Annotated in this window: 18 protein-coding genes and 1 pseudogene; 7 read left to right on the top strand and 12 right to left on the bottom strand. The window is 67.4% G+C overall.

Going from position 1 to position 17,037, the window contains the following annotated elements; all coding sequences use genetic code 11:
* Positions 1–10 precede the first annotated feature (10 nt).
* The 6 genes from ACE3TU_RS00700 to ACE3TU_RS00725 form a co-directional block, all read right to left on the bottom strand.
* On the bottom strand, positions 11–1,630 hold the full coding sequence (locus ACE3TU_RS00700) for an ABC transporter ATP-binding protein (RefSeq protein WP_374618888.1): 1,620 nt from the start codon (positions 1,628–1,630) through the stop codon (positions 11–13).
* Complete coding sequence (locus ACE3TU_RS00705) at positions 1,630–2,496, bottom strand: ABC transporter permease (RefSeq protein WP_374618891.1); 867 nt, start codon at positions 2,494–2,496, stop codon at positions 1,630–1,632. Before ACE3TU_RS00705 ends, ACE3TU_RS00700 begins: the two co-directional genes overlap by 1 nt.
* Positions 2,493–3,440, bottom strand: coding sequence for an ABC transporter permease (locus ACE3TU_RS00710; protein WP_374618893.1), 948 nt, complete (start codon positions 3,438–3,440; stop codon positions 2,493–2,495). Before ACE3TU_RS00710 ends, ACE3TU_RS00705 begins: the two co-directional genes overlap by 4 nt.
* 108 nt (positions 3,441–3,548) lie before the next feature.
* On the bottom strand, positions 3,549–5,039 hold the full coding sequence (locus tag ACE3TU_RS00715) for an ABC transporter substrate-binding protein (RefSeq protein WP_374618895.1): 1,491 nt from the start codon (positions 5,037–5,039) through the stop codon (positions 3,549–3,551).
* 129 nt (positions 5,040–5,168) lie between these two features.
* Positions 5,169–6,473 (bottom strand): acetylornithine deacetylase/succinyl-diaminopimelate desuccinylase family protein, encoded by a 1,305-nt coding sequence (locus ACE3TU_RS00720; RefSeq protein ID WP_374618898.1) that lies wholly within the window; start codon positions 6,471–6,473, stop codon positions 5,169–5,171.
* A gap of 88 nt (positions 6,474–6,561) precedes the next feature.
* Positions 6,562–6,942, bottom strand: coding sequence for a VOC family protein (locus ACE3TU_RS00725; protein ID WP_374618901.1), 381 nt, complete (start codon positions 6,940–6,942; stop codon positions 6,562–6,564).
* A 74-nt stretch (positions 6,943–7,016) separates the two neighbouring features.
* On the opposite strand from ACE3TU_RS00725, the gene ACE3TU_RS00730 reads away from it, so the two are divergent.
* Positions 7,017–7,643: a 5'-methylthioadenosine/S-adenosylhomocysteine nucleosidase gene (locus ACE3TU_RS00730; protein WP_374618903.1), complete on the top strand. Its 627-nt coding sequence runs from the start codon at positions 7,017–7,019 to the stop codon at positions 7,641–7,643.
* Between the two features lie 3 nt (positions 7,644–7,646).
* On the opposite strand, the gene ACE3TU_RS00735 is transcribed toward ACE3TU_RS00730, so the two are convergent.
* On the bottom strand, positions 7,647–7,952 hold the full coding sequence (locus ACE3TU_RS00735; RefSeq protein WP_374618905.1) for a hypothetical protein: 306 nt from the start codon (positions 7,950–7,952) through the stop codon (positions 7,647–7,649).
* A 215-nt stretch (positions 7,953–8,167) separates the two neighbouring features.
* Here ACE3TU_RS00735 and ACE3TU_RS00740 point away from each other — a divergent pair, with 215 nt between their 5' ends.
* Positions 8,168–8,977, top strand: coding sequence for a DUF2189 domain-containing protein (locus tag ACE3TU_RS00740; protein WP_374618907.1), 810 nt, complete (start codon positions 8,168–8,170; stop codon positions 8,975–8,977).
* A gap of 316 nt (positions 8,978–9,293) precedes the next feature.
* Positions 9,294–9,707, top strand: a pseudogene (locus ACE3TU_RS00745) (cell wall hydrolase); the annotation flags it as partial.
* 165 nt (positions 9,708–9,872) lie between these two features.
* Here ACE3TU_RS00745 and ACE3TU_RS00750 read toward each other — a convergent pair.
* Together ACE3TU_RS00750 and ACE3TU_RS00755 are read right to left on the bottom strand one after the other, a co-directional pair.
* Positions 9,873–10,532: an exopolysaccharide biosynthesis protein gene (locus ACE3TU_RS00750; RefSeq protein ID WP_374618909.1), complete on the bottom strand. Its 660-nt coding sequence runs from the start codon at positions 10,530–10,532 to the stop codon at positions 9,873–9,875.
* Positions 10,533–10,585: 53 nt separating this feature from the next.
* Positions 10,586–11,131: a DUF2076 domain-containing protein gene (locus ACE3TU_RS00755; protein WP_374618911.1), complete on the bottom strand. Its 546-nt coding sequence runs from the start codon at positions 11,129–11,131 to the stop codon at positions 10,586–10,588.
* 168 nt (positions 11,132–11,299) lie between these two features.
* Here ACE3TU_RS00755 and ACE3TU_RS00760 point away from each other — a divergent pair, with 168 nt between their 5' ends.
* On the top strand, positions 11,300–11,956 hold the full coding sequence (locus ACE3TU_RS00760; RefSeq protein WP_374618914.1) for a sulfite oxidase-like oxidoreductase: 657 nt from the start codon (positions 11,300–11,302) through the stop codon (positions 11,954–11,956).
* Here ACE3TU_RS00760 and ACE3TU_RS00765 read toward each other — a convergent pair.
* From ACE3TU_RS00765 to ACE3TU_RS00775, 3 genes are read right to left on the bottom strand one after another with little or no spacing between them, the layout of a single operon-like run.
* Positions 11,947–12,867, bottom strand: a complete 921-nt coding sequence (locus tag ACE3TU_RS00765) for a formyltransferase family protein (RefSeq protein ID WP_374618917.1) — start codon at positions 12,865–12,867, stop codon at positions 11,947–11,949. The two genes, ACE3TU_RS00760 and ACE3TU_RS00765, sit on opposite strands and share 10 nt — an antisense overlap.
* Before the next feature lie 4 nt (positions 12,868–12,871).
* On the bottom strand, positions 12,872–13,375 hold the full coding sequence (locus tag ACE3TU_RS00770; protein ID WP_374618920.1) for a DUF1993 family protein: 504 nt from the start codon (positions 13,373–13,375) through the stop codon (positions 12,872–12,874).
* A gap of 48 nt (positions 13,376–13,423) precedes the next feature.
* Positions 13,424–13,942, bottom strand: a complete 519-nt coding sequence (locus ACE3TU_RS00775; protein ID WP_374618923.1) for a hypothetical protein — start codon at positions 13,940–13,942, stop codon at positions 13,424–13,426.
* A gap of 137 nt (positions 13,943–14,079) precedes the next feature.
* Here ACE3TU_RS00775 and ACE3TU_RS00780 point away from each other — a divergent pair, with 137 nt between their 5' ends.
* The 3 genes from ACE3TU_RS00780 (at position 14,080) to ACE3TU_RS00790 (ending at position 17,034) form a co-directional block, all read left to right on the top strand.
* Positions 14,080–14,841 carry a DUF1176 domain-containing protein gene (locus tag ACE3TU_RS00780; protein WP_374618926.1) on the top strand — a complete coding sequence of 254 codons (762 nt, stop codon included), beginning with the start codon at positions 14,080–14,082 and terminating at the stop codon, positions 14,839–14,841.
* A complete protein-coding gene (locus ACE3TU_RS00785; protein WP_374618929.1) occupies positions 14,807–15,238 on the top strand; it encodes a DUF1801 domain-containing protein in 432 nt (143 codons plus the stop codon). The genes ACE3TU_RS00780 and ACE3TU_RS00785 overlap by 35 nt, the downstream gene beginning before the upstream one ends.
* A 320-nt stretch (positions 15,239–15,558) precedes the next feature.
* Positions 15,559–17,034, top strand: a complete 1,476-nt coding sequence (locus tag ACE3TU_RS00790) for an AMP nucleosidase (protein ID WP_374618932.1) — start codon at positions 15,559–15,561, stop codon at positions 17,032–17,034.
* Positions 17,035–17,037 lie beyond the last annotated feature (3 nt).

Here is a 17,037-nt window from a genome sequence, read left to right on the forward strand (position 1 = left end):
CATTTCGTCGTCAGCGGCCATCGCTCTCCCGCGCCGCCAGCGCCGCCTCCAGGTTCGGCGTCGCCGCCAGAAGTTCCTGCGTATAGGGGTGCTGTGGATTGCGGAACACCGCCTCGGTCTCGCCGCTCTCGACGATCTCGCCGCGCCGCATGACCAGCACCCGATCGGTGATCGAGCGCACCACCGCCAGATCGTGCGAGATGAACAGATAGCTCAGTTGCAGCCTGTCCGACAGGTCGGCGAGCAGGTCGAGAATCTGCGCCCGGATCGACACGTCCAGCGCCGAGACCGCCTCGTCGAGGATGATCAGCCTGGGCTCGATGATCAGCGCCCGCGCGATGGCGATGCGCTGCCGCTGTCCACCGGAGAACTCGTGGATGTACTTGTCGGCATCCGACGCCGCCAGACCGACCTCGTCGAGCGCGCGAGCGACCCGGCGGTCGCGTTCCGCCCCGGTCGGCGCCGCGCTGCCCAGCAGATGGAACGGCTCGCTGACCAGGCGATCGACCCGATGCCGCGGGTTGAAGCTGCCATAGGGATCCTGGAACACCACCTGCAGCTTGCGCCGCGTCGCCGGCAGGGCCCCGCGGCGCGGATCGACGGCCTCGCCATCGATGCTGATCGCCCCGCCCTCGATCGGCTCGAGCGCCATGATCGCCCGGGCCAGCGTCGATTTTCCGCAGCCCGATTCCCCTACCAGGCCGACGTTCTCACCCCGCTCGATGCGCAGACTGACGCGGTTCACCGCCCGCAGCACCTGGCGGGGTGCGAACAGGCTGCGGCGCGGCAGTGGATACTCCCGCACCACATTGTCGACCGACAGCACCGGAACGCCACCCGACATGGCGGGAGGCACCCGCGGCGGCACGTGCGAGGAGGCCTCAAACAGCGCCTTCGAGTACGGGTGCCGGAGGTTGCGGAACAGGGCGACGGTCGGCCCCGCCTCGACCACTTCTCCCTGCCGCATGATGGCCACCTTGTCGGCCAGCCCGGCGACCACCCCGAGGTCGTGGGTGATGAAGATCATCCCCATCCCATCCTCGTCGACCAGCCTGTTGAGGAGCCTGAGGATCTGTGCCTGCGTGGTGACGTCGAGCGCCGTGGTCGGCTCGTCGGCGATCAGCAGCTTCGGTCGCATGGCGATGGCCATGGCGATGACGACGCGCTGGCGCTGGCCCCCGCTCAACTCGTGCGGATAGCGGTCGAGCGGAAACCGCTCGACCGGCAGTTCGACGCGCTCCATCGTCTCGCGCGCCACGATCATCGCATCGTGCCGGTTCATCCTGCCATGGACGCGCGCCGTCTCGGCAATCTGCTCGCCGATGGTCTTGACCGGATTGAGGGCCGTCATCGGCTCCTGGAACACCATGCCGATGCGGTCGCCCCGGATCTTCCGCATCTCGGCGTCGGGCAGGCCCAGCACCTCGCGCCCCTCGAAGGCGATCGATCCCGTCGTCGTCGCTCCGGCCGGCAGCAATTGCATGATCGAGAGCGCCGTCATCGACTTGCCGGACCCGGACTCCCCGATCACGCCGAGGATCTCCCCGGCATCGACCGCGAGGTCGATATGCTTGAGGATGCTCGTCGAGCCGATACGAAGCGACAGATGGTGAACCTCGAGCAGCGCCATCAGCGGCTTCGCCTCAGCCTGGGATCGAACACGTCGCGCAGCCCGTCGCCCAGAAGGTTCACGCCCAGCACCATGAGGACAATGGTGATTCCCGGAACCAGCGCGACGTGCGGTGCCAGCGAGATCATGGTCTGGCTGTCGGCCAGCATCTTGCCCCAGCTCGGGGTCGGCGGCTGCACGCCGAGCCCCACATAGGCGAGGGCCGCCTCGGCCAGGATGCCGAGGGCAAACTGGATCGTCGCCTGCACCACCAGCGTGTTGAGGATGTTGGGCAGGATGTGCTCGACCGAAATCCGCGCCGCCCCCTTGCCCGCCACGCGTGCCGCCATGATGAACTCGCGCTGCCACAGGCTCAGCGCGCCCGCCCGCGCCAGCCTCGCGAAGACCGGCATGTTGTAGAGCCCCACCGCGATGATGGCGTTGATCGCCCCCGGCCCGAACACGGCGGTGATCAGAATGGCGATCAGCAGGGCCGGAAAAGCGAAAACGAGGTCGTTGGAGCGCATCAGCACGTCGTCGAGCAGCGTGCCCCGTTTCGCGGCGGCCAGCAACCCGACCGGCACCCCGACCAGCATGGCGATGCTGACCGCCACGAAGGCCACGGCGATCGAGGTGCGCGCCCCGACCATGATCATCGAGAAGATGTCGCGCCCGAAATGGTCGGTCCCCAGCCAGTGCTCCAGCGTCGGCGGCTTGAGCTTGTTGGGGATGTTCTGCACCGTCACCTCGAACGGCGTCCAGGCGAACGAGACAAGTGCCAGCAGGACAAAGACCGCCGTGATGGTGGCGCCGATGAGAAAGTTCGGCGAGCGCAGGGCTGCCCGCCACAGGCTGTCCGATGCGCGAGCCGCGGCAATGGCGCTCATCGCGCTGCCCTCCGCAGTCGCGGGTCGACCAGCGCGTAGGTCACATCGACGAGGAAGGTGACGAGGATCACGGCGAACACCAGCAGCATCACCACCGACTTCACCACGATCAGGTCGCGCGAGGTAATGCCCTGGAACACCAGCCGGCCGAGCCCGGGCAAAAAGAAGACGTTCTCGATGATGATGGCACCGGCGAGCAGGAAGCTGAACTGCAGCCCGATGATGGTCAGCACCGGGATCAGGGCGTTGCGCAGCGCGTGCCGCCATAGCGTCTGCCACCGGCTCAGGCCCTTGGCGCGGGCCGAGCGGATGTAATCCTCGCCGAGCGTATCGAGCAGGGAGGACCGCATCACCCGCGCGAGGATCGAGGCCTGCGGCAGCGCCAGGGCGATGGCCGGCAGGGTCAGCGACTTCATCGCCATCAGTGGATCCTGCCAGCCGGCGAAGCCGCCGGCGTTGAACCAGCGCAGCGTGATCGAGAACAGCAGCACCAGCAGCATGGCGAACCAGAAGTTCGGCACCGCCACCCCCAGTTGCGTCGCCCCCATGATGGTGACGTCGGTCGCCGAGTTTCGCCGCACCGCCGCGAGGATGCCGACCGGGAAGGCGATCAGCGTGGACAGGGCCAGCGCATAGAGCGCCAGCGGCAGGCTGATCCAGATGCGATCCGCAATCAGTTGCGCCACCGGCACCTTGTAGGTGTAGCTGATGCCGAAATCGCCGCGCAGCAGCCCCAGCACCCAGGTGGCGTAGCGCTCGAGCGGCGGTCCGTTCAGCCCGAGCGCCTGGCGCAGCGTCTCGGCCGCCTCGGGCGTGGCATTGAGGCCCAGCATGAACTGGGCCGGATCGCCCGGGACCACCTCGATGACGAGAAAGATCACGATGCTCGCAGCCACGAGGCTGAGCACCAGCGAGACGAGCCGCCCGAGAAGGAACGAGGACATCAGCTGGATTCACCGGCGCGGCCACACGCGCCGGTGACGCCGTGGTTGTGGGAGGATCGGTTGGTCAACTCGGGAAATGGGGCGGGCCAGCGGCCCGCCCCGTCACGATCACGGTTCCCAGGAGACCCCGGTGAGGTCGGTCGCCTGGGTCGGCGCGTTCTCCCACATGCCCTTGAGCTTGGCGTTCTCGACGCCGACCTTGGCCAGTTCGAACAGGAACCCGACGGCGTAGTTGTCGGCGAGGTTCTGCTGCGCGGCCTTCAGCAGTTCCGAGCGCTTGGCCGGGTCCGAGGTCACCGCCAGGTCGGCAATGATCTGGTTGAAGGCGGCGTTGTTGTACTGGAAGTAGTAGCCTTCGCGGGCAAAGATCCCGATATCGTTCGGCTCGGTGTGCGAGACGATCGTCAGGTCGTAGTTCTTGTCGGTGAACACCTCACCCAGCCACTGCGCCCATTCGACGTTGGTGGTCTCGGTCTTGATGCCGACCGCGGCCAGCTGGTTGGCGATGATCTCGCCGCCGCGGCGGGCATAGCCCTCGACCGGCGGCAACTTCAGCGACAGCGTCAGGTCGGTGATCCCGGCCTCGGCGAGCAGCGCCTTGGACTTTTCCGGATCGTAGTTCGACTGCGCGGTCAGATCGACATAGTCCGGGCTGGCCGGCGACATGAAGGTGCCGATCGGCGTGCCGTAGCCGAACATCGCCCCGTCGATGATCGCCTGGCGGTCGATGGCATGGGCGATGGCCTGGCGCACCTTGACGTTGTCCAGCGGCGCCTTGGCGTTGTTGATCGACAGCACGGTCTCGCCCTGCGTCGCCCCGACCACCACACGGAAGCGCGGGTCGCTCTGGAACTGCGCCACCGTCTCGGGCGCCGGGAAGTTGGGGAAGCTGTCGACATCGCCGGCCTGCAGCGCCGCGAAGGCCGCGGTGGGATCGGCGATGAAGCGGAATGTCGCCGCGTCGAGCGCGACCGGCGCGCCCCAGTAGGCGCCGTTCTTTTCCAGCGTGATGTGGTCGCCTTCGACGCGGTCCTTGAACACGAACGGCCCGGTGCCGATCGGGTTCACCTTGTTGTTGTCGGCGCTCTCGGGCGCCACCATCACCGCATCGCCCCAGGCGAGGTTGTAGATCAGGTTGCCATCCGGCTGCTTGAGCGACAGCTTGACCGTGGCCGGATCGACGACCTCCACCGAGGCGATGGAGGCGTAGAGGGCCTTCTGGGCGTTCAACGACCCCTCGGCATTGATGCGATCGAGCGAGAACTTGACGTCGTCGGCGTTGAAGTCGGTCCCGTCGTGGAACTTGGCCCCCTCGACGAGGTGGAACGTGTAGGTCAGCCCGTCCGCGGAGATATCCCAGGACTTAGCGAGCGCCGGAATGATCGAGCCGTCGGCGGCAAAGCGGGTCAGTCCCTCGAAGACGTTCGCGTACACGACTTCGTCGACGGCGGCGGCGGCCTCGGCGGTCGGATCGAGGCTGGGCGGCTCCAGCACGAGGCCGATCTTGACGTCGGTCCGGGCCTGCGCGAATGCCGGAGTCAACGCCGTGGTCATTGCCAGTGCGCCGGCAAGTGCCAGCACGACCAATGAGTTGCGCATGGTGTTCCCTTCTGTTGCAGGCCGATCCCTGTCGCGGCCCTGAGCTGATCCTAGGACTCTTCGGGCGTCGCGTGAACCGGTTGCATAGCGTCGTTTTTACGCGGGGCGGCCGAACCCGGGAAAGTCGTTCTATTGCTTGCGCCCGAGCAGGTCATCGAGCGTCAGGGCCATGACCTTGGCCGAGTCCAGCATGTCGTCGACGCCGACCCACTCGTCGGGCTGGTGGGCCAGGTCGAGGATACCCGGCCCGTAGGCGATGCAGTTCTTCAGCCGGCCGATGCGATCGATGTGCTTCTGGTCGTAGGTGCCCGGCGAGACGACATATTCGGGGGAAACGCCCATGACCGCGCCGATGGCGCGGGCGACGGAGCGCACCACCGGCGCGTCCTTCTCGGTCATGGTCGGCGGGATGGTCCACAGGTCGCGGACCTCGTAGCTGAACCCCGGCCGCTCGGCCCTCAGCCGCTCCAGCAGATCGATGACCTCCTGCCGCACGGCAGCGGGGCTCTCCTCGATCAGGTAACGGCGGTCGATGACGATCCGGGCGGAATGGGCCACCACCGGCGCCGGGAAACCGGTGTAGCCGCCCTCGGGCTCCGCCTGGCCGCCGTGGATCGAGTTGATGTTCATCGTCGACTGCCGCGCGCCGGGCGGCACCACCGGCATCGCCGTGTGCTTGCGGCTCAGCGCCGGGTAGAGCACATCCTCGAACGCGCGCAGCACGGCCGCCATGTGCCGGATGGCGCTGTCGCCCAGGAACGGCATCGAACCATGCGCGATCCGGCCGAATGTCTCGATCTCGGCCCACCACACGCCACGGTGCCCCAGGCAGATCCGGTCCTTGTTCAGCGGTTCGGGGATGATGACGTGCTGCACCCTCTGCGGCGAGAAGTAGCCCTGCTCCGCCAGGTAGGCGACGCCGCCGTAGCCGCCCGTCTCCTCGTCCGCTGTCCCCGAAATCTCGATGGCGCCGCGATAGTCCGGCACGACCGCGGCAAAGGCCTCCGCCGCGATGATCGAGGCGGCGAGGCCGCCCTTCATGTCGCAGGTGCCGCGCCCGTAGATGCGACCGTCCCTCAGTTCGGCCCCGAACGGATCGACCGTCCAGCCGCGACCGACCTCGACCACGTCGTGATGCGAGTTGAAGTGCACGGTCTCGCCCGCAGACGCGCCCTCGCGCCGAGCGACGACGTTCCAGCGCGGGTACTTGTCGATATCGCCTACGGCCCCATCGGCACGAATGATCTCAGTCGAGTAGCCAGATTTCTTTAGCCTGTTCGAGAGGTAGTCACAGATCTCCCGGTAGTTGTTCCCGGGCGGGTTGACGGTAGGAATCCGGATCAGGTCCTGCGTCAGCGCGACCAGGTCATCCCGGCGGGCATCAATGGCGGCGACGAGCCGTCGGGCAGTGGTCGAAGGGAGAGCAGCGGTCATGGCGCGGCAGACTGTTGCCCGCCGCGCGTCGTGTCAATGCGACAGTCGGCCGATCAAGTCGGCCCACAGGCGACAGTCGGGCCGATGATCAGTTCGGCCCGTCACCGATGGCGAGGATGTTGCCCTCGGAATCCCGGAACCAGGCGGCATGCACGGCACCGAGAGTGGCGATGCCGTTCACGGTCTTCAGCCCCGGAAAGTCATAGTCCTCGAACACCACGCCGCGCCCCCGCAGCGTGCGCACGTCGTCGTCGATGTCCTCGGAGGAGAACACCATCAGCGTGTTTGGGGCCTGCCCGGCGACCCCTGTCGGATAGAGCTGGAAGCCGGTGCCTCCACCCAGCGCGTAGCGAACGCCCGCAGGATCCTCCGAGGCGGGCGAGAGGCCCAGCTTCTCCCTGTACCAGGCCTTGGCGCGCTCGATGTCGCTTGCCGGAATAGTCGGGTAGGCACGGCGGTTCTGAAGCATGGCTTCCTCCCTTGCATGCACCACCGGGGCAGACTACGCCTCGCGGCCGGAAATGCCAAACCGGAGCTCGATCGATGGCCCTACGCCCCCGCACCGCCGACCTGCTCTACGTGATGGCCCTGGATCACGAGTACGGCCCCGAGCTTCGTGCCCGCATCACTCCCGTGATGACCGGCGTCGGCCCGGTGGAGGCCGCCGTGACCGTGACGCTGGCGCTCGAGCGGCTGCGCCACGCCGGCAGGCTGCCCCACTACGTCGTTTCGCTCGGCTCCGCCGGCTCGGCGCGGCTCGAACAGGCCGGCGTCTACCAGGCGCGTTCGGTCAGCTACCGCGACATGGACGCCTCCCCGCTGGGCTTCGAGCCGGGTGTGACGCCGTTCCTCGGGCTGGAGGCCACCCTGCCCCTGGCCCCGCTGGTGCCGGGTCTCGCAACCGCCACCCTGTCGACCGGGGCGAACATCGTCTCGGGGGCAGCCTACGCCAACATCGCGGCCGACATGGTCGACATGGAAACCTACGCCGTGCTGCGGGCGTGCCAGCGCTTCGATGTCCCGTTGATCGCCATCCGGGGGATTTCGGACGGCGACCGCGAACTGGGTCGGCTGGAGGACTGGACGCAGTACCTGCACGTCATCGACAGCAAGCTCGCCCACGCCGTCGACGTGCTCGAATCCGCCGCCGCCAATTACCTTCTCGGGTGACGGTCAGGACTTGCGCCGGCTGCGCCGCCAGTTGGTCCACTTGCGCTGCGCCCAGAGCGTCAGCCGGTTGAGCGGCCCCTGCAGGAACGGCAGGTCCAGGGCCAGCAGGAACAGGCCGAGGGGAAGCATCCAGACGCCCAGTATCGGCAGGAAGCTGAAGACGCCGCCCAGGATCAGCACGATACCGAGCGGAATGCGGACCCAGCGCGAGGACGGCTGACGGACCCAGTTCAGAAACCCGGTCGAGGCCGGAACGGCCCGCCCGATTCGATCGAACTGGCGGTGAAGTCGGGCGTTTTCCTTGGACATGGTTTCCTCGCACAAGCCTTCCGCAAGATGTGGGGGCGATACCCGCGGCCCGCAAGTCGGCACGAACCGATCCCGGCCATCACGCAGAGTCCATTTGTTGCGACCGGCGAATGGGTCTAGAGTGACGACCTCGTGGACGCAGGTGCGGGTTCCGCCCGGCGACTTGGCCCAGCGGAGTTTGACCTGCCTCGATTGGCTTCGTCGAGGAGGTTCGAATGGCTGGTGGCTTTCATGTCCTCACCGCGGCCGGCGACCGGCTGGACATCCCGCAGGTGCGGCACCTCCGGTTCGCCGATCTCGGCTTTGCCCTCACCCAGGGATGGCGGGACTTCTGGCGCCGTCCCTCGCACCTCGCCTTTCTCGGGCTGATCTACCCGCTCGTCGGCGCGGCCCTGGCCGTGTGGAGTTCGGGCACCAATTCCTGGCCCCTCATCTTCCCCCTGATCTCCGGTTTTGCCCTTGTTGGCCCGCTTGTGGCGCTGCCGATCTACGAGATGAGTCGACGCCAGGAGACCGAGCCCGATGTCGGCTGGATCGCCACATTGTCCGTATTCCGCAGTCCGGCCTTCCCCTCCATCGTGGCCGTCGGCGTCATGATGCTGGTCCTGTTCACGCTGTGGCTGATGACGGCGCAGTCCCTCTACGAGAGCCTTTTCGGGCCAGGCTCGCCGCCCTCGCTGGCCGCTTTTGTCGCGGAGGTGTTCGGCACCGCCCAGGGCACCAGCCTGATGCTGTGGGGCAACCTCCTGGGACTGGGCTTCGCCGTCGTGGTGCTCTCCACCTCGATCGTCGCCGTCCCTCTGCTGCTGGATCGCGATGTCGGCGCGGCCATCGCCGTGCTGACATCGGTGCGGCTGGTCATGCGCAGCCCGCTGGTGGCCGCCACCTGGGGGATCGTCGTCGCGGCACTGCTGATGCTCGGCTCCCTGCCCATGCTGATCGGCCTGTGCATCGTGGTACCGGTCCTCGGGCACGCGACCTGGCACCTCTACCGGCGTGGCGTGCTGCCTTCCGGCCACCGTTAACGCCTCGTCAACAAACTCGTAGCAATCTGGCGGCGCTTAAGTAGAGGGCAGGACAAGCCACCGGCCGTGGCCCTGCCCTCGCCCATTCCGGAACCCGCGACGAGCGAGACTGTCCCACGGCCTTTCGGCAGGACAGCTCCGCCTGGCGTGCCCGACGCCACCGAAGGCGCAGGCCGCCGACACCCGCGCAAACCAGCCCTTAACCGGAACCGGTACATCTTCCGGCAATCGGGCCCTTGCGGCCCGACTTCCGTGTCTATGCTGCCTTCCGGAGTTCCACGTGTTCCCCCGAAAAGGACTGCTGCTGGCGGTACCGCTGTTCGCTTCCCTCCTGGCGGGGTGCGGGACTCTGTCGCCCTTTGCGCACCTGTCGTCTCGGGATTGTCTCGCCCGCGCCATGTACTTCGAGTCCAACCGCTCGAGCGACGAAGGCATGCTGGCGGTGGGCACGGTGGTGATGAACCGTGTCGCCGACAAGGCCTACCCCAAGACCGTCTGCGGCGTCGTCGGCCAGAAGAACCAGTTCGCGCCCGGTGTCCTCGTCAAGCCGATGAAGGAAAAGGCCTCGAAGGAACGCGCCTACCGCGTCGCCGACCGCGTCCTCTCGGGAGCCCGCCACGCGACGCTGAGCCGCGAGGTGAAGCACTTCCATACCGCCGGCCACAGTTTCCCCTACGACAACATGTACTATGTGCTCGAAGCGGGCGGAAACAGCTTCTACGAGAAGCGCAAGGCCGGCACCTTCACCAACAACCCGTTCTCGATGCTCGCCTACTGGTAGCGCCCTGGCCGCCTGCGGGATTTCACCGTTTCCTTGAAACACTGAAATCGCCCAAGCCTTTGATTTGTCGCGCTTCCGATCCGGAAAACGGCTGCCAATTCTCCGGAACGCGCCCTAGAAGGTGATGCCGAGCACGTTGCCGATCACGAACAGCGCGGCGAACACCATGGCCCACAGAACGCCCCAGACGATCACCACGGCGACGACGCCGGTCAGCAGGCCGATCAGCATCCACAGGCCGTCTCGGGCCAGCAGCCCCAGCGACATGATGCTCACGGCAAGGGCCGGCAACATGTTGCCGAGCGGAATGGGCAGGAACAGGATGATCGACTCGATCAGGCAGACAAAGCCCAGCAGGTAGACGAAGGGCGGCCCACCGACGAAGCTCAGCCGCGGCCGCATCACGCTCTCCGCCCGCAGCAACCAGGGCGTGACGGTCGTGACGATCTTGCCGAACTCCCGCCGCGTCAGCGACCGGTCGGTGATCAACCGCGGCAGCCAGGGCTTGAGGCCGAGCATCAACTGCGCGGTCAGAAACAGCAGCGGCGCCCCGAAAATGGTCGAGACGCCCGGCGGGAGCGGCAGCGCCACGGGGACCGCGAAGATGAAGATCATCGCCCCCAGCGCCCGCTGGTTCATCGCCGCAAGCAGGTCGCCGATGGAAATGCGATCGTCCTCGCTGCCGGTGGCGATCTCGGTCAGCAGCGTCGAGAGCCGGAAATCGGGGCTCTCGCGCTTTTCGGCCGCGGTCACGTCAAGCTGGGGATCTGCCATCGCCGCGGATAGTGCCAGTCGATTCCCCGGTTAGGCAACCCATCACCTTCCCGTCAGAAGTCGCCCCCCATGTCGAAACCGCCGTCACCGCCGAAGTCGTCACCGCCCATGTCGTCTCCGCCACCGGCATCGTTGGTGTCGTCCTGCCCACCGGCATCCTGACCGCTGTCCGCGGGGGCCTCGGCCGCATGCGCTCCGCCGGCGCCGAACAGCGAGCCGATCGCGCTGCCCAGCAGGACACCGCCGGCCACGCCCAGGGCGGTCTGCATGGCGCCGCCGAGAAAGCCGCCGCCACCGAAGCCGCCGCCGCGCTGCCGCTGGTCGTAGCCATCGTCCTGCGCGCGATCCCACGGGCCGCGACGCGCTTCGCGGCCGCGCGCCTCCTGTTCGAGCTCCTTGATGCGCTTCTCGGCCGCCTCGAGCGCCTGCTGCTGCACCACGATGGTCTGAGCCATGTAGTAGGGAGCGTTGGGCAGCCGGCCAATCTCGCCGCGGATCAGTTCGTCGGCCTCGCGGTCCCGATCCGGCGCGCGGCGCTCGGCCTCGGCCAGGCGGTCGAACAGGCCTTCGATGGCACGGCGGTCTTCAGGGTTCAGCATCATCAGTCTCCGATGTTGAGCGTCTGCCGATGACATGGGGACCACCGTGCCCCCCGACAATGCCCTGCCCCCGCGAAATCGGTCCTTGCGCAACCGGGCGTTGCGCCAGATGTGCATTGACATGCGCCGCCGCTGGTTCACCCTCCCGCCGGAAATTGCGAGGCGAGAATGGCCGACGACGATCCTCCCGAAGACAGCAAGCTGACGAAGGCCAAGTCCCGCTGGGCGGAGATGGGCAAGTTCCTCACCGGCAAGCTCAGCCGCGCCGAGGACGACCGCCTGCCGCCGGGCCAGCATCTCGTCAAGACATGGCCGGTGCTCGACCTGGGGCAGACGCCGAACGTGCCCAGGCAGGTCTGGCGGCTCGACATCGGCGGCGAGGTCGAGCACCCGCAGAGCTGGAGCTTCGACGACCTGATGGCACAGCCGCAGTCGGAGAGAACCACCGACATCCACTGCGTCACCAGCTGGTCGCGATACGACAACCGCTGGAAGGGCGTGACCACGCACCAGCTGATGGAGGTGGTGGGCGTCAAGGCGACGGCACGACATGTGCTGTTGACCTCGAACGACGGCTACACGACGAACATGGCCATCGAGGATTTCGCGTCCGACGACGCCATGGTCGTTCACAGCTGGGAAGGCGAACCGCTGACTCTGGAACACGGCGGGCCCGTGCGCCTCGTGGTGCCGCACCTGTATTTCTGGAAGAGCCCCAAGTGGCTGCGCCGCATCGAGTTTGCCGAACGCGACCACCTCGGCTTCTGGGAGGTGCGCGGCTATCACAACCACGCCGACCCCTGGAAGGAGGAGCGCTACAGCTGAGCGCCCAGCAGCTCGGCCAGGCTCTCGACGCGATCGAGCTGTCGATCGATGCCGGTGGTACGGGCGATCCGCACGCGCGCGTCGGCGAGATCGAACTCCACCGAGAAGAGGCCGAGCCGCGGCCGGGCCCCGGTCGAAGGCCCCAGCACCGCCGGCAGCCGCTTCAGCGATACCGGACGGGACCTGCCCGGAACCATGGTCACCAGCCGCCGCGAGCGTTCCGCCAGTCGCAGCCTCCGGCGTGCCTCATCGAGCGACACCCCGGCCCCGAGGATCGCCTCCTCGGTGACGCGGCGATAGCTGCCCGGTGCCTGCGGCCGGGCGGAGAGCCCTCCGCGCAGGTAGCTGGGCAACGAGTCGCGCGCCAGTCGGCGAAAGGCCAGTGCGTGCCGCGCCACCCAGGCGGCGTATCGCCGCCCCGTCGCCTCGTAGGGCACGGCGATCTGGTCGATCACCGGACCCTCGTCGATACCCGGGCTGAGCACGTGCAGGGTGGCGCCGGCACAATCGTCGCGTTCGTCGAGCATGGTGCCGAGAAACGGCGACGGCCCCCGGTAGAACGGCAGGAGCGCGGGGTGGAAGTTCACCGCCCGCGCCCCGAAGAGATCCAGGATCTCGGGCCGGACAATCTGCATCGTCACGGCCGTGATCAGCGTGTCGACCGCCAGCCGGCGAACCTCGGCTCGGGCATCAGCCAGCGCCCGGAGGCGAACCGCGCGCTGGGCGATGCCGTGCCGCCGCAGCAGCCCGCGCACCGTCCAGTCGGGAGCGAGCAGCGATTCGAGGCTCGGCCGCGGCCGCGGCGGATAGTCGGTCCAGTACTCCGCCACGACGTTTCCTGCCTCGAGCCAGCCCCGCAAGGCGCCGGCCGAAAGCACGCCATCGGCGCCGATGAACAGCGCGACAGCCAAGGGGTCAGCCGCCCACGAAGTCTCCCTTGCCCACCGGCACGCCGTTGTGCCGCAGGATGGCGTAGGCCATCGTCAGGTGGAAATAGATCTGCGGGATGGCATTCAGCGTCACGTGCGGAACCGACGGCACGCTCTGCTCCTCGCCGCGCACCTTGAGCGTCACCGGCCGGTCCTCGCTGCCGGCGAGGTCGGCCTGGCTGAAGCTCGCAACGTAGTCGAGGGCGGTGCGCACACGCGCCCGCAGATCCGCGAGCGTGACCTCGGTGTCGGCCCAGCTCGGCGGGGTCCGGCCGGTCAGCCGGGCCAGTACGAACTTGATCCGGTCCGTCGTCGATTGCACCTGGAAGGTCAGGGGCAGCATGTCCGGCGCGAGCCGGGAGGCCGGCAGAACCTCGGGCTTGATCTTCCGCTCGGCCGCGTTGGCCTCGGCCTTGGCGAGGATCGCGTCCAGGTTGTTGAGATAGCGCGTGAACACCGGCACGGTGATCGCGTACATCGACAGGCTCATCATTTCCCTCGGGATTGCGGGCGCACGGCCCAGTATTGTGTCGGAAGTCTACCAGCTGTGATCGACGCTGCGCTCATGCGGGTCCGGTTGCGGCAGGGCGGGCCAGGCATAGTCCTCCGGCAGCACCAGCTCGAAATCGTAGGCGGCCAGTTCTGCCCCGTCCAGGTCCACCTCGATGCGGTGCGGTCCCGCCGGGTCACCCTCGGCCACACACCAGCCATTGGTGATCCAGCCGTCGCTGAGCTCGGGAACGAAGGTCGTGGTGGCGAGGCGGCCATCCTCCGAGATCTCGATGCCGTCATCGGCATTGACGGCAGCGTCGCCCCAGTCCGCCGGGGCGGCCGGCAGGATCAGGCGCTCGACGCCGGTCGCGGGGGCGTCCCCCTCGGCGAGGCGGATCCACCAAGTGTAGCAGGCTCCGGACACCAGCGGCACGCGGCTGCCGTCGAGCCGCTGTTCCACCCCGCCATAGGTGAAGGTCGTCTCGAACACCGAATCGATCATCTCGACGGCCCCGGCGGGCGTCGAGGCGAGCACGCCGAGCACTATTGCGGCAACCGATCTCACCGGTATCCTCCCCTTCGTCGGCGGCGACCATAGCACCGCCCGGCGCGCGGCCGGAAGCGGGAAAACCGCCCGGTGGCGCCCCTCGCCAAGCGGCGGCGAAGCTGGCATTCTCGGCACACGGACTGCAGGAGGAAGTGTTGAGGACGTTGGGATTCGTCGCGATTTCAGGCCTTTGGGCCATCCTGCTCGCCGCGCCGGCGGTGGCGCAATCGACCGACGGCATGCCGAGCGGCCCGTTCGATACCTTCGTCCCCGAACCGGGGTTCACCACGACGCTGGAGGAGACTCCTCCCGACACTGAACTGGTCAAGCGCCTGTTTGCCCTCGGCTATGCCGATCAGTGCCGGCTTGCCATCGAGAGCGACGTGCTCGGCACCGAGCCCGAAGTCTGGGACCTCACCTATCGCGACAGCTACCAGGAGGCGGACGAGCCGGACCGGACCTTCCGCCTCTACCACTTCAACTGCGACGCCGGCGCCTACAACGTGATCTCGGTGTTCCTGACATGGGACAGCTTCAGCGGTCTCGCCCCGCTGTCCCTCGCCCGTCCGGAATTCGACATCACCTACGAGAGCGGCGATTTCGACGGCGACGTCCTGGACATCGCCTACCGGGGGATGAGCGCGACCAACCGGCTGGTCAATGCCTGGTTCGATCCCGATACCGGCACGATCGGCGCCTCCGGCAAGTGGCGGGGCCTGGGCGATGCCGCCGACTACAGCACCTGGGTGCAGCGGGGGCCGGTCTTCGTGCTCGATGTGTTCGACGTGGATGCAAGCTACGACGAAGCCGTCAACCCCTGGCGGATCGTGGCCGGCGGCAGGGTGCTCGAGGTTCCCGAGCGGCTGCCGGAGGAGAGATTCGATGAGCCAGCAGAAGACGACGCCGACGGGCAGTGACGTCGGCGCCTTTCTCGCCCAGGTCGAGGGCGAGGCCAGGCGGGCCGATTGCTCCCGGCTGGTGGCGCTGATGAGCGAGATCGCCGGCGAAGGTCCGGTGCTTTGGGGGCCGTCGATCGTCGGCTTCGGCAGCTATCACTACCGCTACCCGACCGGTCACGAGGGCGACGCGGCCCTGATCGGGTTCTCGCCCCGCAAGGCGGAGTTCTCGATCTACCTGATGGGCGTCTACTTCCCCGAGAGCAAGGACAAGGCGGAGGCTCTCCTCGCCCGGCTGGGCAAGCACCGGATGGGCAAGGCCTGTCTGTACGTCAAGCGCCTGTCCGATATTGACCAGGGCGTCCTGCGCGAGCTGATGGAGCTTTCGGTCCGCGAGGTGCGCGCCCATTACGGTTGAGGACCGCCGCCTGCGGGGCGCGGCAATGAAAGGGCCGCAGCACCGTCTCCGATGCTGCGGCCCCGAGAAGCGCGGGCCGCCATGTTGAGGGCTTGGGGGCAGCGGCCGGCAACTTCTCACCGTTCACCGGTGCATGGGTCGTTTGCAGAATTCCAGTGAACTGCCACTAGAGATGGGCGCGCTTTGCGGCAGGAAAAGAGCCATCACCGGAAGGTGAAGTTCATGAACAGTCGGTAAGCTGGCACGTTGCCCAAGACCGGCACAGCCCCTAACTATGAGCCGCATGGCGGTCGAGGGGTTGCCGCGCCAGCGAGAACAGCATGAACACCATCACTCCACCGCCCCTGGCGCAGAAGGCCTTCACCGATCCGGAAGCCGCCTGGGCCTACCTGGCCCAGATCTACCACCGCAATACCGGCTTCATCCGCCAGCACCTGATTGCGCTGACGCGCGGTCACGTGCCCAAGGGACGCGTGCGCGCCTTCTACCCCGAGGTGCAGGTCACCTCGCGCAGTTACGGCAAGACGGACAGCACCCTTCCCTACGGGTACCTCCATACGCCCGGCATCTACCGCACCACGGTCACTGCGCCCGAACTGTTCAAGCGCTACCTGATCGAGCAGTTCGAGGTCATTCTCGCCAACCATGGCGGCGCCATCGAGGTCGGCGAGTCGAGTGCGCGCATCCCGCTGCACTTCGCCATTCCCACCACAGAACGCATCGACGGCGAGGCGATCAATGCCCTGCCGATCCCGCTGCGCGACCTCTTCGATGTGCCCGACCTGCAGGATACCGACGACGAGATCGCCAATGGCACGTTCATTCCGCCGGTCGGAGGGCCCTACCCCCTGGCGCATTTCACCGCGCCGCGCGTCGACTACTCGCTGCAGCGGCTCAGCCACTACACCGGCACCGAGGCCGAGCACTTCCAGAACTTCGTGATCTTCACGAACTACGGCTTCTACATGGACGAGTTCGCGCGCACCGCCCTGCGCTACATGGAGGAGGGTCACCCCGACTATGACGGCTTCGTCGAGCCGGGAGGTCATTTGACGCGCAACAGCCGGCTCGGCGGCGGCACGGCGGGCACCCGCGCCACCCGCATCCCGCAAATGCCGGCACTGCATCTCACCATGCCGCGCAATCGCGGCATCACCATCGTCAACATCGGCGTCGGGCCATCCAACGCCAAGACCATCACCGACCACATCGCCGTCCTGCGCCCGCATGCCTGGATCATGCTCGGCCACTGCGCCGGCCTCAGGAACAGCCAGGAGCTGGGCGACTACGTCCTGGCCCACGCCTATCTGCGCGAGGATCACGTGCTCGATGCCGACCTGCCGGTCACCGTGCCGATTCCGGCGCTCGCCGAAGTGCAGGTGGCGCTCGAGAAGGCCGTCGCCGAGATCACCCATCTCGAGGGCATCGAGACCAAGCGCATCATGCGCACCGGCACCGTCGCCACCTTCGACAACCGCAACTGGGAACTGCGCGACCAGGCCTCGATCACCCGGCAGCTCAGCCAGTCGCGCGCCGTGGCGCTCGACATGGAATCGGCCACCATCGCCGCCAACGGCTTCCGCTTCCGCGTCCCCTACGGCACCCTGCTCTGCGTCTCGGACAAGCCTCTCCACGGCGAGCTGAAGCTGCCGGGCATGGCCTCGGACTTCTATCGCACCCAGGTCAACCGCCACTTCCAGATCGGCCTCAGGGCCATGGAAATCCTCCGCGACCAGCCGCCGGAACGGCTGCACTCGCGCAAGCTGAGGAGCTTCGCGGAGACGGCGTTCCAGTAGGCG

Source organism: Devosia sp. (assembly GCF_041917035.1).
In the GTDB taxonomy this organism is placed as follows: domain Bacteria; phylum Pseudomonadota; class Alphaproteobacteria; order Rhizobiales; family Devosiaceae; genus Devosia_A.

Bases quoted from the DNA above. Each gene is read 5' to 3' on its own strand.
- ACE3TU_RS00700 (WP_374618888.1), bottom strand. From the start codon at position 1,630: ATGGCGCTGCTCGAGGTTCACCATCTGTCGCTTCGTATCGGCTCGACG.
- ACE3TU_RS00705 (WP_374618891.1), bottom strand. From the start codon at position 2,496: ATGAGCGCCATTGCCGCGGCTCGCGCATCGGACAGCCTGTGGCGGGCA.
- ACE3TU_RS00710 (WP_374618893.1), bottom strand. From the start codon at position 3,440: ATGTCCTCGTTCCTTCTCGGGCGGCTCGTCTCGCTGGTGCTCAGCCTC.
- ACE3TU_RS00715 (WP_374618895.1), bottom strand. From the start codon at position 5,039: ATGCGCAACTCATTGGTCGTGCTGGCACTTGCCGGCGCACTGGCAATG.
- ACE3TU_RS00720 (WP_374618898.1), bottom strand. From the start codon at position 6,473: ATGACCGCTGCTCTCCCTTCGACCACTGCCCGACGGCTCGTCGCCGCC.
- ACE3TU_RS00725 (WP_374618901.1), bottom strand. From the start codon at position 6,942: ATGCTTCAGAACCGCCGTGCCTACCCGACTATTCCGGCAAGCGACATC.
- ACE3TU_RS00730 (WP_374618903.1), top strand. From the start codon at position 7,017: ATGGCCCTACGCCCCCGCACCGCCGACCTGCTCTACGTGATGGCCCTG.
- ACE3TU_RS00735 (WP_374618905.1), bottom strand. From the start codon at position 7,952: ATGTCCAAGGAAAACGCCCGACTTCACCGCCAGTTCGATCGAATCGGG.
- ACE3TU_RS00740 (WP_374618907.1), top strand. From the start codon at position 8,168: ATGGCTGGTGGCTTTCATGTCCTCACCGCGGCCGGCGACCGGCTGGAC.
- ACE3TU_RS00750 (WP_374618909.1), bottom strand. From the start codon at position 10,532: ATGGCAGATCCCCAGCTTGACGTGACCGCGGCCGAAAAGCGCGAGAGC.
- ACE3TU_RS00755 (WP_374618911.1), bottom strand. From the start codon at position 11,131: ATGCTGAACCCTGAAGACCGCCGTGCCATCGAAGGCCTGTTCGACCGC.
- ACE3TU_RS00760 (WP_374618914.1), top strand. From the start codon at position 11,300: ATGGCCGACGACGATCCTCCCGAAGACAGCAAGCTGACGAAGGCCAAG.
- ACE3TU_RS00770 (WP_374618920.1), bottom strand. From the start codon at position 13,375: ATGAGCCTGTCGATGTACGCGATCACCGTGCCGGTGTTCACGCGCTAT.
- ACE3TU_RS00785 (WP_374618929.1), top strand. From the start codon at position 14,807: ATGAGCCAGCAGAAGACGACGCCGACGGGCAGTGACGTCGGCGCCTTT.
- ACE3TU_RS00790 (WP_374618932.1), top strand. From the start codon at position 15,559: ATGAACACCATCACTCCACCGCCCCTGGCGCAGAAGGCCTTCACCGAT.